Source organism: Maricaulis sp. MIT060901 (assembly GCF_047123815.1).
Classification (GTDB): Bacteria; Pseudomonadota; Alphaproteobacteria; order Caulobacterales; family Maricaulaceae; genus Maricaulis.
The window spans coordinates 793,333-810,191 of the sequence record NZ_CP138920.1; the positions used below are offsets into that span (position 1 = coordinate 793,333).

The 16,859-nt window shown below is 59.8% G+C and carries 12 protein-coding genes and 1 tRNA gene; 6 read left to right on the forward strand and 7 right to left on the reverse strand.

Going from position 1 to position 16,859, the window contains the following annotated elements; genetic code table 11:
• Positions 1-120 precede the first annotated feature (120 nt).
• Both SIC17_RS04110 and SIC17_RS04115 read left to right on the forward strand, forming a co-directional pair.
• Positions 121-2,901, forward strand: coding sequence for a phosphoenolpyruvate carboxylase (locus SIC17_RS04110; protein ID WP_412546475.1), 2,781 nt, complete (start codon positions 121-123; stop codon positions 2,899-2,901).
• A gap of 80 nt (positions 2,902-2,981) precedes the next feature.
• Positions 2,982-3,428, forward strand: a complete 447-nt coding sequence (locus SIC17_RS04115) for a hypothetical protein (RefSeq protein WP_291894123.1) — start codon at positions 2,982-2,984, stop codon at positions 3,426-3,428.
• A gap of 39 nt (positions 3,429-3,467) precedes the next feature.
• Here the strand turns inward: SIC17_RS04115 and SIC17_RS04120 are convergent, their stop codons facing one another.
• Positions 3,468-3,941 carry an Lrp/AsnC family transcriptional regulator gene (locus SIC17_RS04120; protein ID WP_291894125.1) on the reverse strand — a complete coding sequence of 158 codons (474 nt, stop codon included), beginning with the start codon at positions 3,939-3,941 and terminating at the stop codon, positions 3,468-3,470.
• A 126-nt stretch (positions 3,942-4,067) separates the two neighbouring features.
• Here SIC17_RS04120 and SIC17_RS04125 point away from each other — a divergent pair, with 126 nt between their 5' ends.
• From SIC17_RS04125 to SIC17_RS04135, 3 genes are all read left to right on the forward strand, one after another.
• A complete protein-coding gene (locus tag SIC17_RS04125) occupies positions 4,068-4,691 on the forward strand; it encodes an OsmC family protein (protein WP_291894127.1) in 624 nt (207 codons plus the stop codon).
• A gap of 160 nt (positions 4,692-4,851) precedes the next feature.
• A complete protein-coding gene (locus tag SIC17_RS04130; protein ID WP_412546476.1) occupies positions 4,852-6,375 on the forward strand; it encodes an ATP-binding protein in 1,524 nt (507 codons plus the stop codon).
• 382 nt (positions 6,376-6,757) lie between these two features.
• Complete coding sequence (locus tag SIC17_RS04135; RefSeq protein ID WP_291894131.1) at positions 6,758-9,160, forward strand: TonB-dependent receptor plug domain-containing protein; 2,403 nt, start codon at positions 6,758-6,760, stop codon at positions 9,158-9,160.
• A 276-nt stretch (positions 9,161-9,436) separates the two neighbouring features.
• Here the strand turns inward: SIC17_RS04135 and SIC17_RS04140 are convergent.
• The 3 genes from SIC17_RS04140 to SIC17_RS04150 form a co-directional block, all read right to left on the reverse strand.
• A tRNA-Met gene (locus SIC17_RS04140) sits at positions 9,437-9,513 on the reverse strand.
• Positions 9,514-9,604: 91 nt separating this feature from the next.
• The gene (locus SIC17_RS04145) at positions 9,605-11,614 is read right to left on the reverse strand and encodes a methyl-accepting chemotaxis protein (protein WP_412546477.1); all 2,010 of its coding nucleotides are present in this window, start codon (positions 11,612-11,614) and stop codon (positions 9,605-9,607) included.
• Between the two features lie 215 nt (positions 11,615-11,829).
• Positions 11,830-12,168: an energy transducer TonB gene (locus tag SIC17_RS04150; protein ID WP_291894136.1), complete on the reverse strand. Its 339-nt coding sequence runs from the start codon at positions 12,166-12,168 to the stop codon at positions 11,830-11,832.
• A gap of 307 nt (positions 12,169-12,475) precedes the next feature.
• Between SIC17_RS04150 and SIC17_RS04155 the strand changes: the two genes are divergently transcribed.
• Positions 12,476-13,552, forward strand: a complete 1,077-nt coding sequence (locus SIC17_RS04155) for a malate/lactate/ureidoglycolate dehydrogenase (protein WP_412546478.1) — start codon at positions 12,476-12,478, stop codon at positions 13,550-13,552.
• A 61-nt stretch (positions 13,553-13,613) separates the two neighbouring features.
• Here the strand turns inward: SIC17_RS04155 and SIC17_RS04160 are convergent, their stop codons facing one another.
• The 3 genes from SIC17_RS04160 to lpdA all read right to left on the reverse strand — a co-directional run bounded on the left by SIC17_RS04160 (position 13,614) and on the right by lpdA (position 16,848).
• Positions 13,614-14,639, reverse strand: a complete 1,026-nt coding sequence (locus SIC17_RS04160) for a hypothetical protein (RefSeq protein ID WP_412546479.1) — start codon at positions 14,637-14,639, stop codon at positions 13,614-13,616.
• 37 nt (positions 14,640-14,676) lie between these two features.
• Complete coding sequence (locus tag SIC17_RS04165) at positions 14,677-15,165, reverse strand: acyl-CoA thioesterase (protein ID WP_412546480.1); 489 nt, start codon at positions 15,163-15,165, stop codon at positions 14,677-14,679.
• Between the two features lie 255 nt (positions 15,166-15,420).
• A complete protein-coding gene (lpdA, locus tag SIC17_RS04170) occupies positions 15,421-16,848 on the reverse strand; it encodes a dihydrolipoyl dehydrogenase (RefSeq protein ID WP_291894147.1) in 1,428 nt (475 codons plus the stop codon).
• Positions 16,849-16,859: the final 11 nt, after the last annotated feature.

Sequence of the window (16,859 nt, forward strand, 5' to 3'; positions counted from 1 at the left end):
TCCTTCCCTGAAAGCACAGGCGGCCGCACCAAAATGCTGCAGCGCACAAGTTAACGCTAGCACTCGCCAACCATCTTTGGCACGCTATGCTCCAGCACAAGGCCGGGAGGGCACGGATCGATGGGAAACTCGCTGGACAACAAGCAGAACCTCTACAGCACGCTGCGTGCCCATGCCGACCTCATCGCGACCAACCCCCAGACCAATTCGGTTTTTCGTTTGGCTCAGGACCTGTTCTTCGGGCTCGGCAAGGATGAAACCGCGCCTGCCAGGCTGGTTGAACTGGCGCAAGAGATCGGCAGCGACCTTACGCGTTCGCGCGCTCAGCGGCTGCGCGAACAACACAGGCTGGATAGAGACGACCCTTGGCATGCACTCGAAGGCAAGCTGGATACGCTTGCCCGGGATTTTGAACTCCTGCGGGCCACGGTCGAGAAACCGCTCGGAGGTCTGGTCTTCACAGCCCATCCGACCTTTGCCTATGACCCGGCGACCTATGACCAGTTGGCCGCGTTATCTGTTGGCGAGCTAGGCGCCGACTCAGCGCTTAAACCCTCCCGGCCGCGCACCTCGGTCACTCTGGATGACGAACACTCTGCGACCCAGGCCGGCATCGCCAACGCCCAGGCCTCCGCCCGCAACTACCTCTCCCGCGTGCTCACCAAGGCCAGGGATGCCTACCCTGATGACTGGCACACACTGCGCCCCAATGCACCGAGCATCGCGTCGTGGGTGGGATATGATCTGGACGGCCGCTCCGATATCAGCTGGTCAAAATCCTTCGCCAATCGCTTGAGAGAAAAAGCCGAGCAGCTCGATCGATATTGCACCGCGCTGGACAGTCTAGCGCATTCCGCACGCTCGGAACTGGGCACACTTCGCGACGATCTCAGCCGGGCACTCGCGCTTTCGCGCCGTGAAGCTGCAGCGTTCGATGCCGCCGGGGACGACCTCGCTGGCCAGGTCGAGGCAGCCAACCTCCTCACCACGGCCCACCCGGATCGCATTACCGATCTGGAGCGGGCCCGTGAGATATTGAGGACCGCAGCTGCCGACGCAACACTCGACGACCAGGCCCGTCTGGACTGTGCTATTCTGGCGGCGGAAATGCAGAGTTATGGCCTGGGCACCGCGCGCATCCATCTGCGGCTCAACGCCATCCAGATCGGCTCTGTCATCCGCCGCGACCTCGGCATCCAGCCCAATGATGCGCAGCTGGGCCGGGTCGCTCTGGAAACGCTCAATGAACGCGCCGAGAATATTGAGCCGGTCGCGATCAATTTTGGTGATCTCGTCACCGAACAATCCACCGCTCGGCGCCAGATGATGTTGTGCGCGCAGATCCTCAAACATGTCGACGCGCACACCCCGATCCGCTTCCTGATTGCAGAGAGCGAAAATCCGGCAACCGTCATGGGCGCGCTTTACCTGGCCAAACAGTATGGGGTTGCCGACCATCTCGACATTTCACCCCTGTTCGAGACGCCGGCCGCCCTTAAAAACGGTGGTCGCTTCATCACCCGCCTTATCCGCTCAAGTGCCTTTGCCGATCATGTAAAGACACGCGGCCAGCTGAGTGTGCAGTTCGGCTTCTCCGATGCTGGACGTTTTATTGGCCAGATTGCCGCCGGAATGGCGATCGAGCGAATCCAGAACCTGATCGCGCAGTCGCTCGCCCGGGAACTGCCGGGCATCGCGCTTTTGGTCTTCAACACACACGGGGAATCCATCGGCCGCGGCGCCTATCCCGGCAGTCTGAAAGACCGGCTGGATTATGTCCTGTCCCCCTGGACACAAGCCCGCTGCGCCGCCAAGACAATCGCCCTGCGCAATGAAGTGTCCTTCCAGGGCGGGGACGGCCTGTTGCATTTCGCACGGCCACAGCTCTCTGACAGCACCGTTGCGACGCTTGCCGTTCACGCACTGACGACACCACCCCTGCCCGATGACCCCTTTTATAGCGACACCAACCTGGTCTGGGACGTCTATCGCGAGATCCGGGACTGGCACGAAGACCTGTTCGAAAATGAAAACTATGCCGGCCTGATCAGTGATCTGGGCCCGGGGTTTCTCTGGCAGGCCGGCTCGCGCCCGACCCGTCGCGCCAAAGCGGGCGGTCCGCGCACCCTGCGCGCGATTTCCCACAATGCCATCCTGCAACAGGTTGGCGTGCCGGTGAATTCTGCCTGTGGCTTCGGATCAGCCATGCCATCGGAGCGCGACGAGCTGGTCAGTCTCATCAACCGTTCCGACCGCATGCGCCAGCTGGTCGACCTGGCCATCTCTGCACGAATGAACACCAGCGTACCGGCCCTTCGGGGTTATGCCGAGGTGTATGCGCCCAGCCTCTGGATTGCGCTGTCCAAACAACAATCCGATGAAGTGCGGCACGCGCGCATCCGGGTTGCCGACGAGGTTCGCCGAGGAGGCACAAGTCATCATGTCCAGAATTGCGCAGACCGTTTCTCTGTGGACCTCGGCGAGTTCGACGAGCTGATAAGCCGGCTGGATGAACCACGGCCAATTGATGCCCGGCATGAGGCGAGGATTCCGATCCATGCCCTGCACGCCCTTCGCCAGGGCGCCATGTTACGGGTTCTGGAAATCGCCGGGGCCCTGCCCGCCATATCCGCGCGTCATGGTTATGCCGTGGGCGATATTGTCGCCCTTCTGCTGGACATGCGTCTTCGTGAGGCCATTGCAATGCTGTGCGAGGCTTTCCCGTTGTTTGCCGGCGAGACCGAATTGCTGGACCAGCTGACCGAGACACGCAGCCAGGCAGGCTGGCAAGGTGATTACAGCGACATCCGGTGCAGCGTGATCGAGCCGCTAGAAGCCCTCGCGGAGCTGATCGAGACCGTCTCGGTAGAGCTGCCCCAGGCCTATGCCGCTTACGGATAGAGGCAGACAACCTCTTCTTCATCTTGCCCTGCTAGACAATCGCGCTACCCGCCGTCGGATGGTCAACTACCAAGGTATCGATGTTCACTCGCCTGGCTTCCAACAACACGATCTTCCTGACCGGGGTCTTTCTGCTGGTCCTGCAGACGCTCTACGGCCTCTACTGGGCCTGGCATGACATCTCCGCACGGCTTGGCCTGTGGCAGGACGAAGCGGTCGCCCAGGAATTCCTGGCATCCCTGACCTTCACTCAGGAGTTCTTCTTCTTCAGCCATGTCACGCTGAACATCATCGCCCTCCTCCTGCTTCTGCGTCGCAGCCGGTTCGTACTACCGGTGTTTGTTGTCTCATTCCTTTTTGACCGGATCGACTGGGTAATGATGACCAACCACACCCTGTTCAATAACCTGTTCGATGGCAGTGGCCTTACCATGGCCTCCTTCACGGTCCAGGCCTTGATCATCACGGTGTTGACCATTCTGACCTTCGACATCGGAACCGACCCGTCCGACGATCGCCGCGCCTAGCGCTGAAGGCTTTTCCGCCTACCCAAAAACCGCCCGGATCTAAAAGCGATCCGTCGACAATGGCAGGGCTGTTTCATGCTTGACCGTGTCGAGCACGAACACCGTCTGGAAATCTCGCACGCTTTCATAGGTCGCCAAGCGTTTGAGGACAAAATTGGCCAGCGCCTGGTTATCCGGTGCGACGACCTTGAGCAGGTGATCATAAGTCCCGGCCACGGAGTAACATTCCAGCACCCAAGGTTCGCGGTCGATGGCTTTCTTGAACACATCGCTGGCGGCCTCGATGCGCTGATCCAGGCTGACCTGGATGAAGGCCGTGACGTCAAACCCGGTGGCGTGGCGCGCGATCTCGGCGCGATAGCCGGAGATAATGCCGGCCGCTTCCAGTGACCTGACCCGGCGGAGACAGGTTGTCTCGGACATGTTGGCGCGGCGGGCCAGTTCCACCATAGCAATGCGTCCTTCGTTTTGAAGCACGGACAGAAGCCGACGATCGTCTGCATTCAAACTCATGGTGATTTCCTCCGAGATATTGTCAGTTTTTGCTTATATTCTTCCATTTTGGAAATTGAAAACACAAAAAAGACGGAATACAGCGAAACGCTGATGGTATTTCTCCACAATAAAATGGAGAAAAACATGTCAGCAACCGAAGACTTCAAAGTAGGCGAGCGTGGCGAAGGTCTGCCGGAGATCACCCAGTTCGAACCCAGCCCGTTCAAAAAGGGCCGCCCGCCGGAGCCGCTGCATTTCGAGGTCAATATCGTCGCCGAGGCCCATGAACGCCAGAGGAAGAGCGGCGTCGTACAAGTCAACATCCCCGGTTTCAGCCCCGCCAAGCTGTACTGCGATGAACAAAAGCCGGTCGGTGACGACACCGCCCCGCCTCCACTGGCGTATTTCTCGGCCGGCATCGCCTTTTGCCTGCTGACCCATCTCAGCGACATCCTGACGGCGCGCAAGATCGATATTACCTCGATGAAGATCGAACAACGTATCCGCTTCAAGACCAATCTCTCGACCATGCGCGAGCTGGGTTATCCCACTGAGGGCGCCTGTGACGGCATTGAGAGCCATGTCCTGATCGACAGTCCGGAAGACGCCGCCACAGTACAGAAACTGCTGGAAGAGGCCGAAGGTGCCTGCATGGCCCACTTCGCTCTACGCAATCCGCTTCCATGGATGACGCGCCTCGTTCACAATGGTGTCGAACTGGAAAAGCGCGAAGGCGTCGGACCGGAAGAGACCATCGCGGCGGAATAGTCCTGAAGTTGGTTTGGGGTGGGCGTCCGGCGTCCGCCCCGAACCGGTCGCCTCCACCTGAAGGCACATAGGCCCAGATTTACAATTAGCCCGCCATTAATTGCTTTATACTACTGTTCGCAAACTGATTCATTTCAGCCTGTGAGTGGGAGCCGCCAAAATGACGCACGACAATTTACACGATCCGGAGGCGTCACGTCTGCGTGCCATCGTCAGCTCCATCACGGAATGCATCAAGAGTGTCGATCGCGATTGCCGACTGCTCGACATGAACCCTGCCGGCCTGAAAATGATCGCCGCCGACTGCCTCGGTCAGGTCGAGGGACAGTCGGTTCTGAACCTATTGCTGCCCGCGTATCACGACCAGTTCCGTGACGGTGTCCGGCGGGTGTTCGAAGGCGAAACTGTCGACCAGGAATTCGAAATCCAGGGCCTGGACGGGACACGTCGCTGGATGCACCAGATGGCGGTTCCCTATTGCGACCCCAGAGGCAATGGTAAAGTAACCGAAATGATCGCGGTGACCCGCGATGTCACCAGCCGCGTCGCCGCGGAACGTGCCAAGTCCGTCTTCCTCGCCAATATGAGCCACGAAATCCGAACGCCCATGAATGGCGTACTGGGTTTTCTGGAATTGGCCAAACACCGTGAAGACGGCACTTTGTTTCCGGATGAGATCTCGTCCATGCACGCTTCGGCTTCGGCGCTTGTGGTCTTGCTCAACGACATCCTGGACATTTCCAAGCTGGACGCGAACGCCGTGCGCATCACGCCGCGCCCCTGTGATGTGGCCAAGCTGACGGATCAGGTCACCCACCTCTTCTCGGCCCAACTGAAATTCTCCGATGTGGAACTCGGCGTGGACATCGACCCGGCGGTCACTGGACAGTTCAATGTTGATCCGATCCGGCTGCGCCAGATCCTGTCCAACCTGGTCGGCAATGCCATCAAGTTCACCGAACAGGGCCGCATTGATGTTCGCCTGCGCCCGGAGGGTGTCGACAAGCTGCGGTTCGAGGTCGAGGACACTGGCATTGGCATCAGCGAGGAAGACCAGGACCACGTATTCAAGCGCTTCGCCCAGGCCGACGAGACGACGACCCGGCAATATGGTGGTGCTGGGCTGGGGCTGTCGATATGCAACAAGCTCTGTGCGCTCATGGGCGGCAGTATGGGAGTGACCAGCACATCGGGCAGCGGTTCGACCTTCCAATTCACTATCGCCGCTGTAAGGGTTGCTGAAACCGAGACAACAGAACCTGTCTCCAACGCGTGCGCGGGCGAAACCCTCGAGGTCCTGGTCGTGGACGACCAGCGTATCAATCTCACCGTAGCCAGCGCTCTGCTCAACCAGCTCGGCCACGCCACAACAACCGCGGACGATCCGGAAGTCGCCCTGCGGCTGACCGACGAGAAGGCTTTCGACCTCATCCTGATGGACATCCAGATGCCGCTCTGCGACGGAATTGAGCTGACCAAAAGGATTCGCGCGAGCGAAGGCCCGAACACGACAACACCGGTCATCGCCTTTACGGCCAGCACCATGCAGGAAGAACGTGACCGATATGCCCGGGAAGGCCTCAATGGATGCCTGGCCAAACCAATTGAGATGCGCAGCCTCACCGCCATGCTGGAAGAATTGCCTGCCAAGGCTGCCACCGGCCGGAAACGCTTCATCGCTTGACGGCGCGGCCCCCTGCAACAGTCCGCAATCACTTCGGCACGCTCTAGGCGTCGCCTAAGCGCGCCGAGCATGGTGACACTGTCTGCGTGAGAGTCCGGCTCAGGCAACGTCAGTTCAAGGGACCAATCAGGCGGGTGGCTCAGGCTGAGTTGATCGTACTTTCTGTGCGGATCTCCGGCTCGACTTCAGCGCCCTCGCCGCGCCCCGCTCTCCCAGGCGGCTAGACAGGTGTGAGCGTCAAGCCACACAGGAGAAGATTTCCCGCCCTCCTTGCCAAAGATGTTTTGACTCAACTCTGAGTGAAGGACATGATCCGAAACTTTGAAGTTAATACTATATTATGCGAGCAGCCGACGCTCGCCATTTTCTCAAGGGGGAAACAATGAAAATCCAGAACTTCAAATCGGCTCTGATGGTTATGGCGTCCGTTTCGACGCTCGCCTTGGTCTCAACAGCAGCTCACGCGCAGGAGGATGGCGCGTCCGAGGAACGCGAACAGCTCACCGTCCTCGGCTCACGCAACACACAGGCACGCTCGGCCACGGATTCGCCGGTTCCGATCGATGTCATCTCGCGCGAGGACTTCAACTCTCTCGGCAATTCCGCGGACCTGACCGACAATCTCCGCAATCTGGTGCCGTCCTACACGGCGACGCCCGCGACAGGTGACGGCAGTGCCTTCATTCGTCCGACATCGCTGCGTGGCATGGCGCCCGACCAGACGCTCGTCTTGGTCAATGGCAAACGCCGCCACCGCTCTGCGCTGGTCCAGTTCTTCGCGCCTGCAGCTGGTAATGGTGCCCACGGCCCCGATGTCGGCATGATCCCGGGCCTTGCGCTCCAGCGGGTGGAAGTCCTGCGCGATGGTGCGGCCGCTCAGTACGGTTCCGACGCCATCGCAGGCGTCATCAACTTCGCCGCTCGCGAAGACCGTGAAGGCGCAGAGATCGTCGCCCAGTATGGTCAGTTCTACGACGGCGAAGTCAGCTACCGCGTCGCCGGTAATGCCGGTTTCCCGCTCGGCGAAGAAGGCTTCCTGAACATCACCGCTGAATACACCGACAACGAGGCACTCTCGCGCGGTATCCAGCGTCCGGATGCCCAGGCCCTCATCGATGGTGGCACGCCGGGCGTCGGCGCAGACAGCCCGTTTGGCGATGCGCCGCTTGTCCAGACCTGGGGCCGCCCGGAAACCAGCGGCCTGCGCACGTTCTTCAACGCCGGCATTGATATGGGCGGCGGCACCGAGCTCTATGGCTTCGGTAATTATGCCGAGACCGAGGGTCGCTACCGCTTCTTCTACCGCAACCCGAACCACTCCTCGCTGGTACCGCTGCGTAATGCCGGTTTCACGGGACTTCAGGCGGGTTACACCCCGTTCCTGGACGGTGATCAGACCGATTACAGCCTTGTCGGCGGTCTGCGCGGTGAGAAAGACGGTCTTGGCTTCGACTTCAGTGTCGGTTTTGGCCGCAACGAGCTCGACTACTTCCTCAACAACACAATCAACCCGTCGCTCGGTCTCTCCGGTGGCCAGCCGGCCCAGCGCGACTTCGACGTGGGTGGCTATGAGCAGGAAGAGCACAATTTCAACGCCGATTTCTCGCGCGCCCTTGGCGACAACATGAATCTCGGTTTTGGTTTTGAATGGCGCAAGGAAACCTACATCGTCGTGGCAGGCGAGCCGAATTCCTACCAGGGTTCCGGTTCCAACGGCTTTGGCGGTATCCGTCCGGAAGATGCCGGCGATTTCGAGCGTGAGAACACCGCGCTCTATGTCGATCTCGAGCACGATGTCAGCGACAATTTCCTGATGCAGTATGCTCTGCGTTACGAGGACTTCTCTGACTTCGGCGAGACGCTGAACGGCAAGATCGCGGCTCGCTACAATGTCTCTGACACCCTCACCCTGCGCGGTGCGGTGTCCACGGGCTTCCACGCCCCGACACCGGGTCAGGCCAATGTTCGTACGACGATCACAACGTTTGACGGAACGACCGGCCTGCAGGTCGAGGAAGGCCTTGTGCCGGCAACCAACCCGCTGGCGGTCCTCGCCGGTGGCGCGCCGCTTACCGAGGAAAGCTCGGTGAACTACAGCTTCGGTTTCTCCAACCAGTTCGGACAGGCGACGTCGTTGACGGTCGACTTCTACCGCATCGAGGTTGATGACCGGATCTATCGTACCGGCGACATCCAGCCGCAAGGCCCGACCGGTCCGACCATTTCCTTCTACACCAACGCTCTGGACATCGAATCCCAGGGTGTGGATGTGGTACTGACCTCCGGTTTCGACTGGTCCGGCGACATGAATACCGACGTGACCCTGGCCCTGAACTACAACAAGCTTGAAGTTGTCGGCCAGAGCCCGGTCGGCGGCGTCAACCCGGTCAGCGATGCAACGATCGAGGATATCGAGAACAACTATCCGGAGCTTCGTTTCGTTGCCACGGCGAACACCTATTTCGCCGAGAACTGGAACCTGCTGGTGCGTGCCAATTATTATGGCGAGCACTATGACGAGCGTGGCACGATCAACGGTACGGCGGGCAACCGCTCGGCCCTGATCGACCAGACGATCTATTTCGATGCCGAGCTCGGCTATGACGTCTCCGACAGCATGCGCCTCGTCTTCGGTGCAACGAATATCTTCGACAGCTATGTCGATGAAATTCAGAATGACGGCACGTTTGCCAACCGCATCAGCGTTGGCCTGCCCTACCCGCGCCGTAGTGCCGCGAACTATGAAGGTGGTTCCTGGTATCTGCGTGCGACCAAGCGTTTCTAAGAACCGCTTCGCATAAACTGAGGAAAAGCCGGCCAGTCTTGGCCGGCTTTTTCTTTTCCCGATCGCGAAAGCCGGCATTCAGGTCACGTTCAACAGCACGCCGCTTAAATCCCCTCATTACACAGGGGTCGCACCATGTTGAAATTCATCCTCATCACCGCCAGCTTCGCGATGCTGGTCACGGGCATCGTCATCAGCTGAAACCATAGCAATTCGCGACGGAACACCGCCGGCAAGCATGGCTGCCGGTATCGGACCCATTATTCGAGAAAGAAGTGGTGGCGAGGGAGAGACTTGAACTCTCGACCTCACGATTATGAGTCGTGCGCTCTAACCAGCTGAGCTACCTCGCCACGAGGTTTCCCGACAACGGGAGGGTGGCATATACGCAAACCGCCCGCGGCTGGCAAGACGCGGGCGGTGCTAGATTTCAGTTGGTTGCAGTTAGGCGGTGCGAACCTCGGTCAGGAACTGCTCGACAGACCCCTTCAGATCCTCGGACTGACGCGATACCGCGAGCGATGCCTCGAGCACCTGGCCGGCGCTCTGACCCGTCTCCGAGGTCGCCTGATCGACTTCCTGGATATTGGCGAAGACGTCACGCGTACCGTCTGCTGCTTCCTGGGCAGAGCGGGTGATCTCTCCAGCGGCAGCACGCTGCTCTTCCATCGCGGCAGCAATGGCGGTGGCGATCTCGCTCATCTCGTGGATCGTGGAACCGATGGAGCCCATGGCTTCCACGGCCGTCTGGGTCGCAGACTGGATGCCGGAGATGTGCTCGGAGATATTCTGCGTCGCATTACCGGTCTGTTCGGCCAGGGTCTTGACCTCGGAAGCAACGACCGCGAAGCCCTTGCCGGCCTCGCCAGCCCGTGCGGCCTCGATGGTCGCGTTCAGGGCCAGCAGATTGGTCTGCTCGGCGATATCATTGATGAGGCTGACAATGTCGTCGATCGACTTGGCCGCATCATTGAGACGCTGAACGTCAACATTGGTCTTCTCAACCTGGTCAACAGCGCTGCCGGCGATCTCGGTGGAGCGGGAAATCTGCTGGGAGATCTCGCCGATCGAGGAGACCATTTCCTCGGCCGCAGCAGCAACCGTCTGAACGTTCTGGGATGCGCCCTCGGACGCCTGCGCCACGGCGGCGGACTTGCCAGTGGTGGCAGCAGCAGTGGAGCTCATGGCGCGGGCTGCGGTTTCCATCTGACCGGCTGCGTCAGAAACCTGACCCAGAGCATTGGCAGAGGCTTCATCGAAGGCCTGGATGAGGCTTTCAACAGCAGCAGAGCGTTTCTCTTTCATGCGGCGCTCTTCCTCGGTCTCGGCTTCCAGGCGAGCACGCTCGATGGCGTTCTGACGGAAGACGTCGACGGAGCGGGCCATGTCACCGATTTCGTCATTGCCGGGCTCAAAACCCAGATTGACGTCGGAATTGCCCTCGGCCAGCGCTGACATGGTCGAGGCCATGGAGCTGATCCGCTTGAGCAGGATGGAGGATACATAGAACCAGGCAATCGCGACGGCGATACCCAGGCCGATGGCCGCGATAGCAAGCAGCAGGATCCGGCCGGTGGTCACGGCACCATTGGCCGCGGAGGTCGCATCAGAGACGCGCTCGCCGACCTGTTCCTTGAATGCGTTTACATTGGCAACAAGGGCCTCGGCAGAGATGCGCGCCTCTTCCGCGACAGTCTCTGCAGTTGCTTCAGCTGTCAGCTCGGATTTGCGCAGTTCGAAAATACCGCCCGAACCTTCACCAAAACCGATCAGTTGACCGGACAGGTCTCGCATTTCCTGTGTCGCGATCGGTCCGAGAATGGCCAGATTGACATCCAGTTCACCGACGGCTTCATCGAAATTGTCAAAGATTGCATCAACTTCCGCATTGGACGCTGCGGTCGCGACCTCGTTGAAGCTGATCAGGATCTGGTTGGCGGAAACCATGGCGCGCAACAAGCTTTCAATGTCAGCCTCGTCACTGGAATCCAGGGCACCTTCAATGGAAGACGCAAAACCGGCGCGGGTCGTTGTCGCGCGGCTCGTTTCGTAATTGCGGCGGTCACGGATCTGAAGGCGCTGTTCAACAACCTCGTTCATACCGTCTGCCACAGTCACCAGCTCGTCAACGGAAGTTGCCAGGGTTGCCGTTTCCTGTGCACCGGAGAGCGATTGCAGAACGGCTAGTTCCGACTGCAACGTATCGCGCAAGTCTGCGACGTGTGCGTAATTCTCCAGACGCGATTCCACCGTGGGAGAAAGCGCGAACGCCGGAAGTGTCTCGGCGAGGCGCTGGCTGGCTTCCGACAGTGAGCTGATCGCCTGTGTCTCCGGAATGGCCCGGTCCGCGATCTGTTCGACGGCAGAATTCGTAGAGTTGAAGCCGAAGACGCCAACCCCCGCGGCAATCAAAGTCATCGCCGCTGACAGACCAAAGGCTGCAAGCAGTCTCACACGGACACTGGAAGTCTTTTCCAAGAAGTTGGCAATAAAAGCATTCATAGTCTCGGCCCCTAACGGCAATCGAATCCGGACAGCAAAAAACAAGGCGACGCTAACGCGCCGCCGTAAATGAAGTGTTATTATTAATTTTGCTGATCGGTTCTTTTGCCGACAGGCCTAGTCTCGTTAAGACTTAACCATTGCTAGCAAGGCATTTACGCCTTCACTTAACCGCCAAGGTTAAAATCGAAGCGCTGCTGCATGCCGTCCGTAGCAGTTGCAGCCGGGGCGTAGGCCCAACCTTCGATTGCCCGGATAACTGCACGATCAAAGACACCTTCCGGATTGGCTTCGACAACCGTCGCGTTAGCGACCTCGCCGGTTTCCGTCACAGTGTATTCAACAACCGCGTATCCTTCGATACCGCGACGCTCGGCACCTCGGGGATAGCTCGGCGCTTCCACATTGGTGCGCTCGCGATCCTGTGCCATTGCCGGGGCAGCCGCAAAGCTCATTGCCGTCATCGCCGCCGCCATAAACATGATACCCGTCGTTTTCATCGACATTCCCTCATCCATTTACTGCTGGCACCGTGCGAGCTTATTCCCCGTCTTGCGTTGCCGTATACTTTTTCTCAAGGGCCGTTGCGACCCGACGTGATGGAGAATGACAAAAACCGGTTGCGAATTGCTTAAATCGATTCGCGAAATTCGAACGAAAGTGATTTTATGTTTCATAATTAAATCAATAACTTAAAACGTTCAAATTTTATCTATCGGCGTTCTGTGTCAGAACGATACAAAATCCGCTCATGATTACTGGTTAAGATTAACTTACCAGGAAATCACGATTTTTACGGACCGCCCCAAAAGCATGATTCCCGACCCTGCTCGCTTCGATTTCGACCCGCTCCTGGACTTCACAACCGACGTGCTGACAGCCGGCGGCTGCCGTGAGACCGATGCGCGCATCGTCGCCCGGCATCTAGTCGACGCCAACATGGTCGGTCATGACAGCCACGGCGTCGGCATGCTGCCCGCCTATCTCGCCCATATCAAAAAGGGCCTGGTTGAACTCGACGCGGAGCTGGAATGGCTCAACCGCATGCCCGCCCTCTTGCAGGCCGACGCGAAGGGCGGCTGGGGCGCTCCCGCGGCCTACAGCGCACTGGATCAAGCGGCAGCCAAGGCGAACGAGCTGGGCCTGTCCTGCTGCACCCTGGCCAATGCACATCACCTGGGACGGATCGGAGCCTACGCCGAACACCTTTCGGCAAAAGGCCTGGCCTCCCTGCACTTCGTGAATGTCTATGATCATGCGCCGCTGGTCGCCCCCTTCCGGGGCTCTGACGCGCGCTTCGGCACCAACCCGATCTGCATCGGCTTTCCGGAAACCGCAAACAACCCGACCTTCCTGCTCGACATGGCGACCAGCATCATCGCCCTCGGCAAGGTACGCGTCGCGGCCAACAAGGGCGTCACGGTTCCACCGGGCACATTGCTCAATGACCAGGGCATGCCCACCACAGACCCGTCCGGCATGGCCGGCTTCGAGATCAAGGGCGCCCTCACCCCGTTTGCCCGCCACAAGGGGTATGGCCTGGCCTATGCCTGCGAGATCCTGGCTGGCGTGCTGTCGCGCTCGGGCACGATCCAGCCAGAGCATGAACGTCGCGGCGGCATCCAGAACTCGATGTTCTCGATCATCCTCTCGCCCCAGGCCTTTGGTGATGAAAACTGGATGGATGAGGAAATGGCCGCGCTCGGCGAATACGTCACCCAGTCCCCGCCGATGGACTGGGACAGCCCCGTCCTCATCCCCGGCGCCCCCGAACGCGCCTGGCGCGGCAAGCGCGAGCGGGAAGGCATTCCCCTGGACGAAAAGACCGTGGACCAGCTGAACACGCTTGCTGAGGGGCTGGGGATCCCAGACCGCCTCAAGGGCGAGTGATCGACGCAGGTGTGGCCATCACAGCCGTCGGCGGGCACCAGGGCAAGCCGGAGCGAATTGATTAGTCTTGAACGGGCATAAGAGCGATGAATTCGGCGACGGAGATCGTGTCGGGAGTGGTGCCATCAGGCATTTCGATCACGCGAGGCCTCCTAAGCCCAACCCGGCCCTCGCTTACATGGAACTCCGAGAACGCATTCGTTGCAAACATACCGGATGCCTCCATACTGACGTAAAAGGGTGAGTCGAAGAATCCGAAAGGCCCTTCCATCAAGGGCATTGCGCGCAGTGGCGGGCACCAAGAAGTCTGCCGCATCAGAACCGGCCTGGCCGGTATTTCCTCGATCACGATGAACCGCTCGATAACGTCATTCTGAATCCCCCATCCACTGCACCGTGGGTCCAGCAAAGCGCGATAAAACTCCTCCGGATAAATCGTTGTCGCATTCAGATAGGAGCCGAGCTCGCCGACGAGGACCTCCTCGTCCAGCAAGACCTGTTCACCATCCATCCGGGCCCGCACCCGAATGACAGCCGCGCTTCGCTCAAGAAGATCGCGCAGCCGCAATGGCGGAAGCTCCTGCACCTCGCCGGCGAGAACATCTTTTACATATTCGAGCCAGGCATCATCATCGGCCACAGCGATATTCTCATATCCCACTTCGTACTGCAGAGGTCCAAACACCAGGTAGGACGCCCCCTCTGCAAACTCGACGCGGATTCGACAATCCGCACCCAGCCCGCCTCGCCCGCGACCATCCCAGAACGCCGCCGTCGTGTGCGCGTAGTAATTTCCCACCAGCGCTTCATCCGAGTGCCCGTTGGACGAAGCTGAATCAAATCGCGGATATGAGACCGATAGCGATTGAGGGCCATCTCCCTTGAGGTATTCGCGAAACTCCAACTCAAGCCCGGAACCGTCGGATGATCGTACGGCCACGGCCAGACCAATCCAGTCCGCATGGTGGATGGCATCATAAGGACCGAGCAGGCTGTGATAGTCCGCCGGCACGTCGCAGGCCTCTGCCGGTGCCCCCATCGCGCCAGCAATCAGAGCACCACAAACCAGTCGGGAAAAACGCATCATCCACCCTCCGCACGGCAGAGTGGTATCAAGCGTGCGTTTAAAGCAAGCCCTTCACGCCGAACACGTCGAGCGTTTCGTCGTCAATGCGCAGCGGGCGGCGGGTGACGGAGGACAGGCGGCACCATTCTGTTGTGGCGCGGGCGGAGAAGCGCTTGGCGCCGGGTTTGCGGATATCGACATTGCGTTCAAAACGCGGGCCCTTGTAGGGGCCGAGCCAGGTGCGGATCTCGGCCGTTTCGCCCGGCTCGATCGGATCGCGGTATTCAATCGTGTGTTTCAAGGCAACCCAGACCTCCCCCGCCACACGCTCGGCGGGGCTGATCAGATGCCAGTGCGTCACCGCCATCTCCTGCACCCAGCGCAGATAGACGACATTGTTGACGTGACCCAGCTCGTCGAAATCCTCGGCCCGCGGCGTAATGGTCCGCATCAGCGCAGTATCATAGGAGATACAGCCCACTCCCTCGCCGGGGGCGAGTGGTTTGTGGTCGATAATGCCGGTTACACCGATCTGGCCGTCGTCCATGTCATCTCCTCACGTCTGGCACAGAGTCTTCTCACGCGCGCGCACGCGAGGGAAGTGAATGGATGGTATTCAATGCCGCGCGATAGCACGCGCCAGCCCCGGGATCTTCCCCTCCGGGGAAGTGCCGCAACGAAGTGAAGGCGAAGGGGGCGAGCGCAGCGAGCGATCCTCCGGGCTTTGCCCTCCGGCCCCTCCGTCTCCGCCTTCGCTAAAGCTACGGCGGATCCACCTCCCCGATGGGGAGGATCAAACGACCTATTTTTTCGGCGCAGAGATATGGATCGGGTGGCCGAGCGCGGTCAGGGCGGATTCCAGGAAACCCTCGGTCAGGGTCGGGTGAACGTGGATCGTGCCGGCGATGTCTTCCAGGCGCGCGCCCATCTCGATGGCAAGGGCGAACTCGCCGGAGAGTTCCGAGACATGCGTGCCCACGGCGTGGATACCGAGAATGACATGATCACTCTCACGCGCGGTGACGCGGACAAAACCGCCATCCGTGCCCGCTTCCATGGACAGGTAACGTCCGGACGCCGCCAGCGGGAACTTGCCGGTGATGACCACCTCGCCCTTGGCCTTTGCCTCGTCCGGGGTCAGGCCGACGCCGACGACTTCCGGCTCGGTGAAACAGACCGCCGCGATGGAGACCGGATCAAAGACCCGCTTGTGGCCCGCGATCAGCTCGGCGACCATTTCGCCCTGGGCCGTGGCCTTGTGTGCCAGCAGCGGCTCGCCGACAACATCACCGATCGCCCAGACATTGCGCATGCCGGTGCGGCACTGGTCATCAACCTTGATGAAACGGCCATCGACCAGATCCAGCCCCATATTCTCGACACCCCAACCGTCCAGGCAAGCCTTGCGGCCCACGGCGACCAGGATCTTGTCGGCTTCAATGCTCTGGGTCTCGCCCTTGGCGTCTTCGTATTCCAGAACGGCCATGCCGTCCTTCTGCGTCATGCCCTTGGCCTTGCAGGAGAGGTTCACAGCGACCTTGTGCTTCTTCAGCCACATGGTGATCGGACGCGTGATTTCCTTGTCATAGAGCGGGAGAATGCCGTCAGAGGCCTCGATGAAGGTCACTTCGCTGCCCAGTTTGCGGAAGGCGATACCCAGCTCGAGACCGATATAGCCCGCACCAACGACAACAAGCTTCTCCGGCTTTTCGGAGAGGTCAAGCGCGTCGGTGGAGCCGATCACCTTGTCGCCAAACGGCAGGAAGGGCAGCTCAACCTCGACGGAACCGGTCGCCAGCACGACATGCTCGGCCGTGATCTCGACCTCGCCTTCGTCGGTGTCGACAACACAGGTCTTGGCGTCCCTGAACTTGGCCCAGCCGGAAATGTGTTCAACGCCCGCAGCCTTGATCAACTGGCCCACACCACCGGTCAGCTTGGAGACGATACCGTCCTTCCAGCCCACCAGCTTGCCCATGTCCAGCTTCGGCGCTTCGGCCAGCGAAATACCCAGCTCGTCCTTCTCGGCGTGTTTGGACATTTCCTCATACTTGGTCGCGGCATGGATCATCGCCTTGGAGGGGATACAGCCGCGATTGAGACAGGTTCCGCCCAAACCGTGCTTGTCGACGATGATCGTGTCCAGACCCAGCTGGCCCGCACGAATAGCCGCCGGATATCCACCCGGACCACCACCAATGATGAGAACCTGGCACGAACGTGTCTGCATGGGGATGCTCC

Bases quoted from the DNA above. Each gene is read 5' to 3' on its own strand.
- SIC17_RS04110 (WP_412546475.1), top strand. From the start codon at position 121: ATGGGAAACTCGCTGGACAACAAGCAGAACCTCTACAGCACGCTGCGT.
- SIC17_RS04115 (WP_291894123.1), top strand. From the start codon at position 2,982: ATGTTCACTCGCCTGGCTTCCAACAACACGATCTTCCTGACCGGGGTC.
- SIC17_RS04120 (WP_291894125.1), bottom strand. From the start codon at position 3,941: ATGAGTTTGAATGCAGACGATCGTCGGCTTCTGTCCGTGCTTCAAAAC.
- SIC17_RS04125 (WP_291894127.1), top strand. From the start codon at position 4,068: ATGTCAGCAACCGAAGACTTCAAAGTAGGCGAGCGTGGCGAAGGTCTG.
- SIC17_RS04130 (WP_412546476.1), top strand. From the start codon at position 4,852: ATGACGCACGACAATTTACACGATCCGGAGGCGTCACGTCTGCGTGCC.
- SIC17_RS04135 (WP_291894131.1), top strand. From the start codon at position 6,758: ATGAAAATCCAGAACTTCAAATCGGCTCTGATGGTTATGGCGTCCGTT.
- SIC17_RS04150 (WP_291894136.1), bottom strand. From the start codon at position 12,168: ATGTCGATGAAAACGACGGGTATCATGTTTATGGCGGCGGCGATGACG.
- SIC17_RS04155 (WP_412546478.1), top strand. From the start codon at position 12,476: ATGATTCCCGACCCTGCTCGCTTCGATTTCGACCCGCTCCTGGACTTC.
- SIC17_RS04160 (WP_412546479.1), bottom strand. From the start codon at position 14,639: ATGATGCGTTTTTCCCGACTGGTTTGTGGTGCTCTGATTGCTGGCGCG.
- SIC17_RS04165 (WP_412546480.1), bottom strand. From the start codon at position 15,165: ATGGACGACGGCCAGATCGGTGTAACCGGCATTATCGACCACAAACCA.
- lpdA (WP_291894147.1), bottom strand. From the start codon at position 16,848: ATGCAGACACGTTCGTGCCAGGTTCTCATCATTGGTGGTGGTCCGGGT.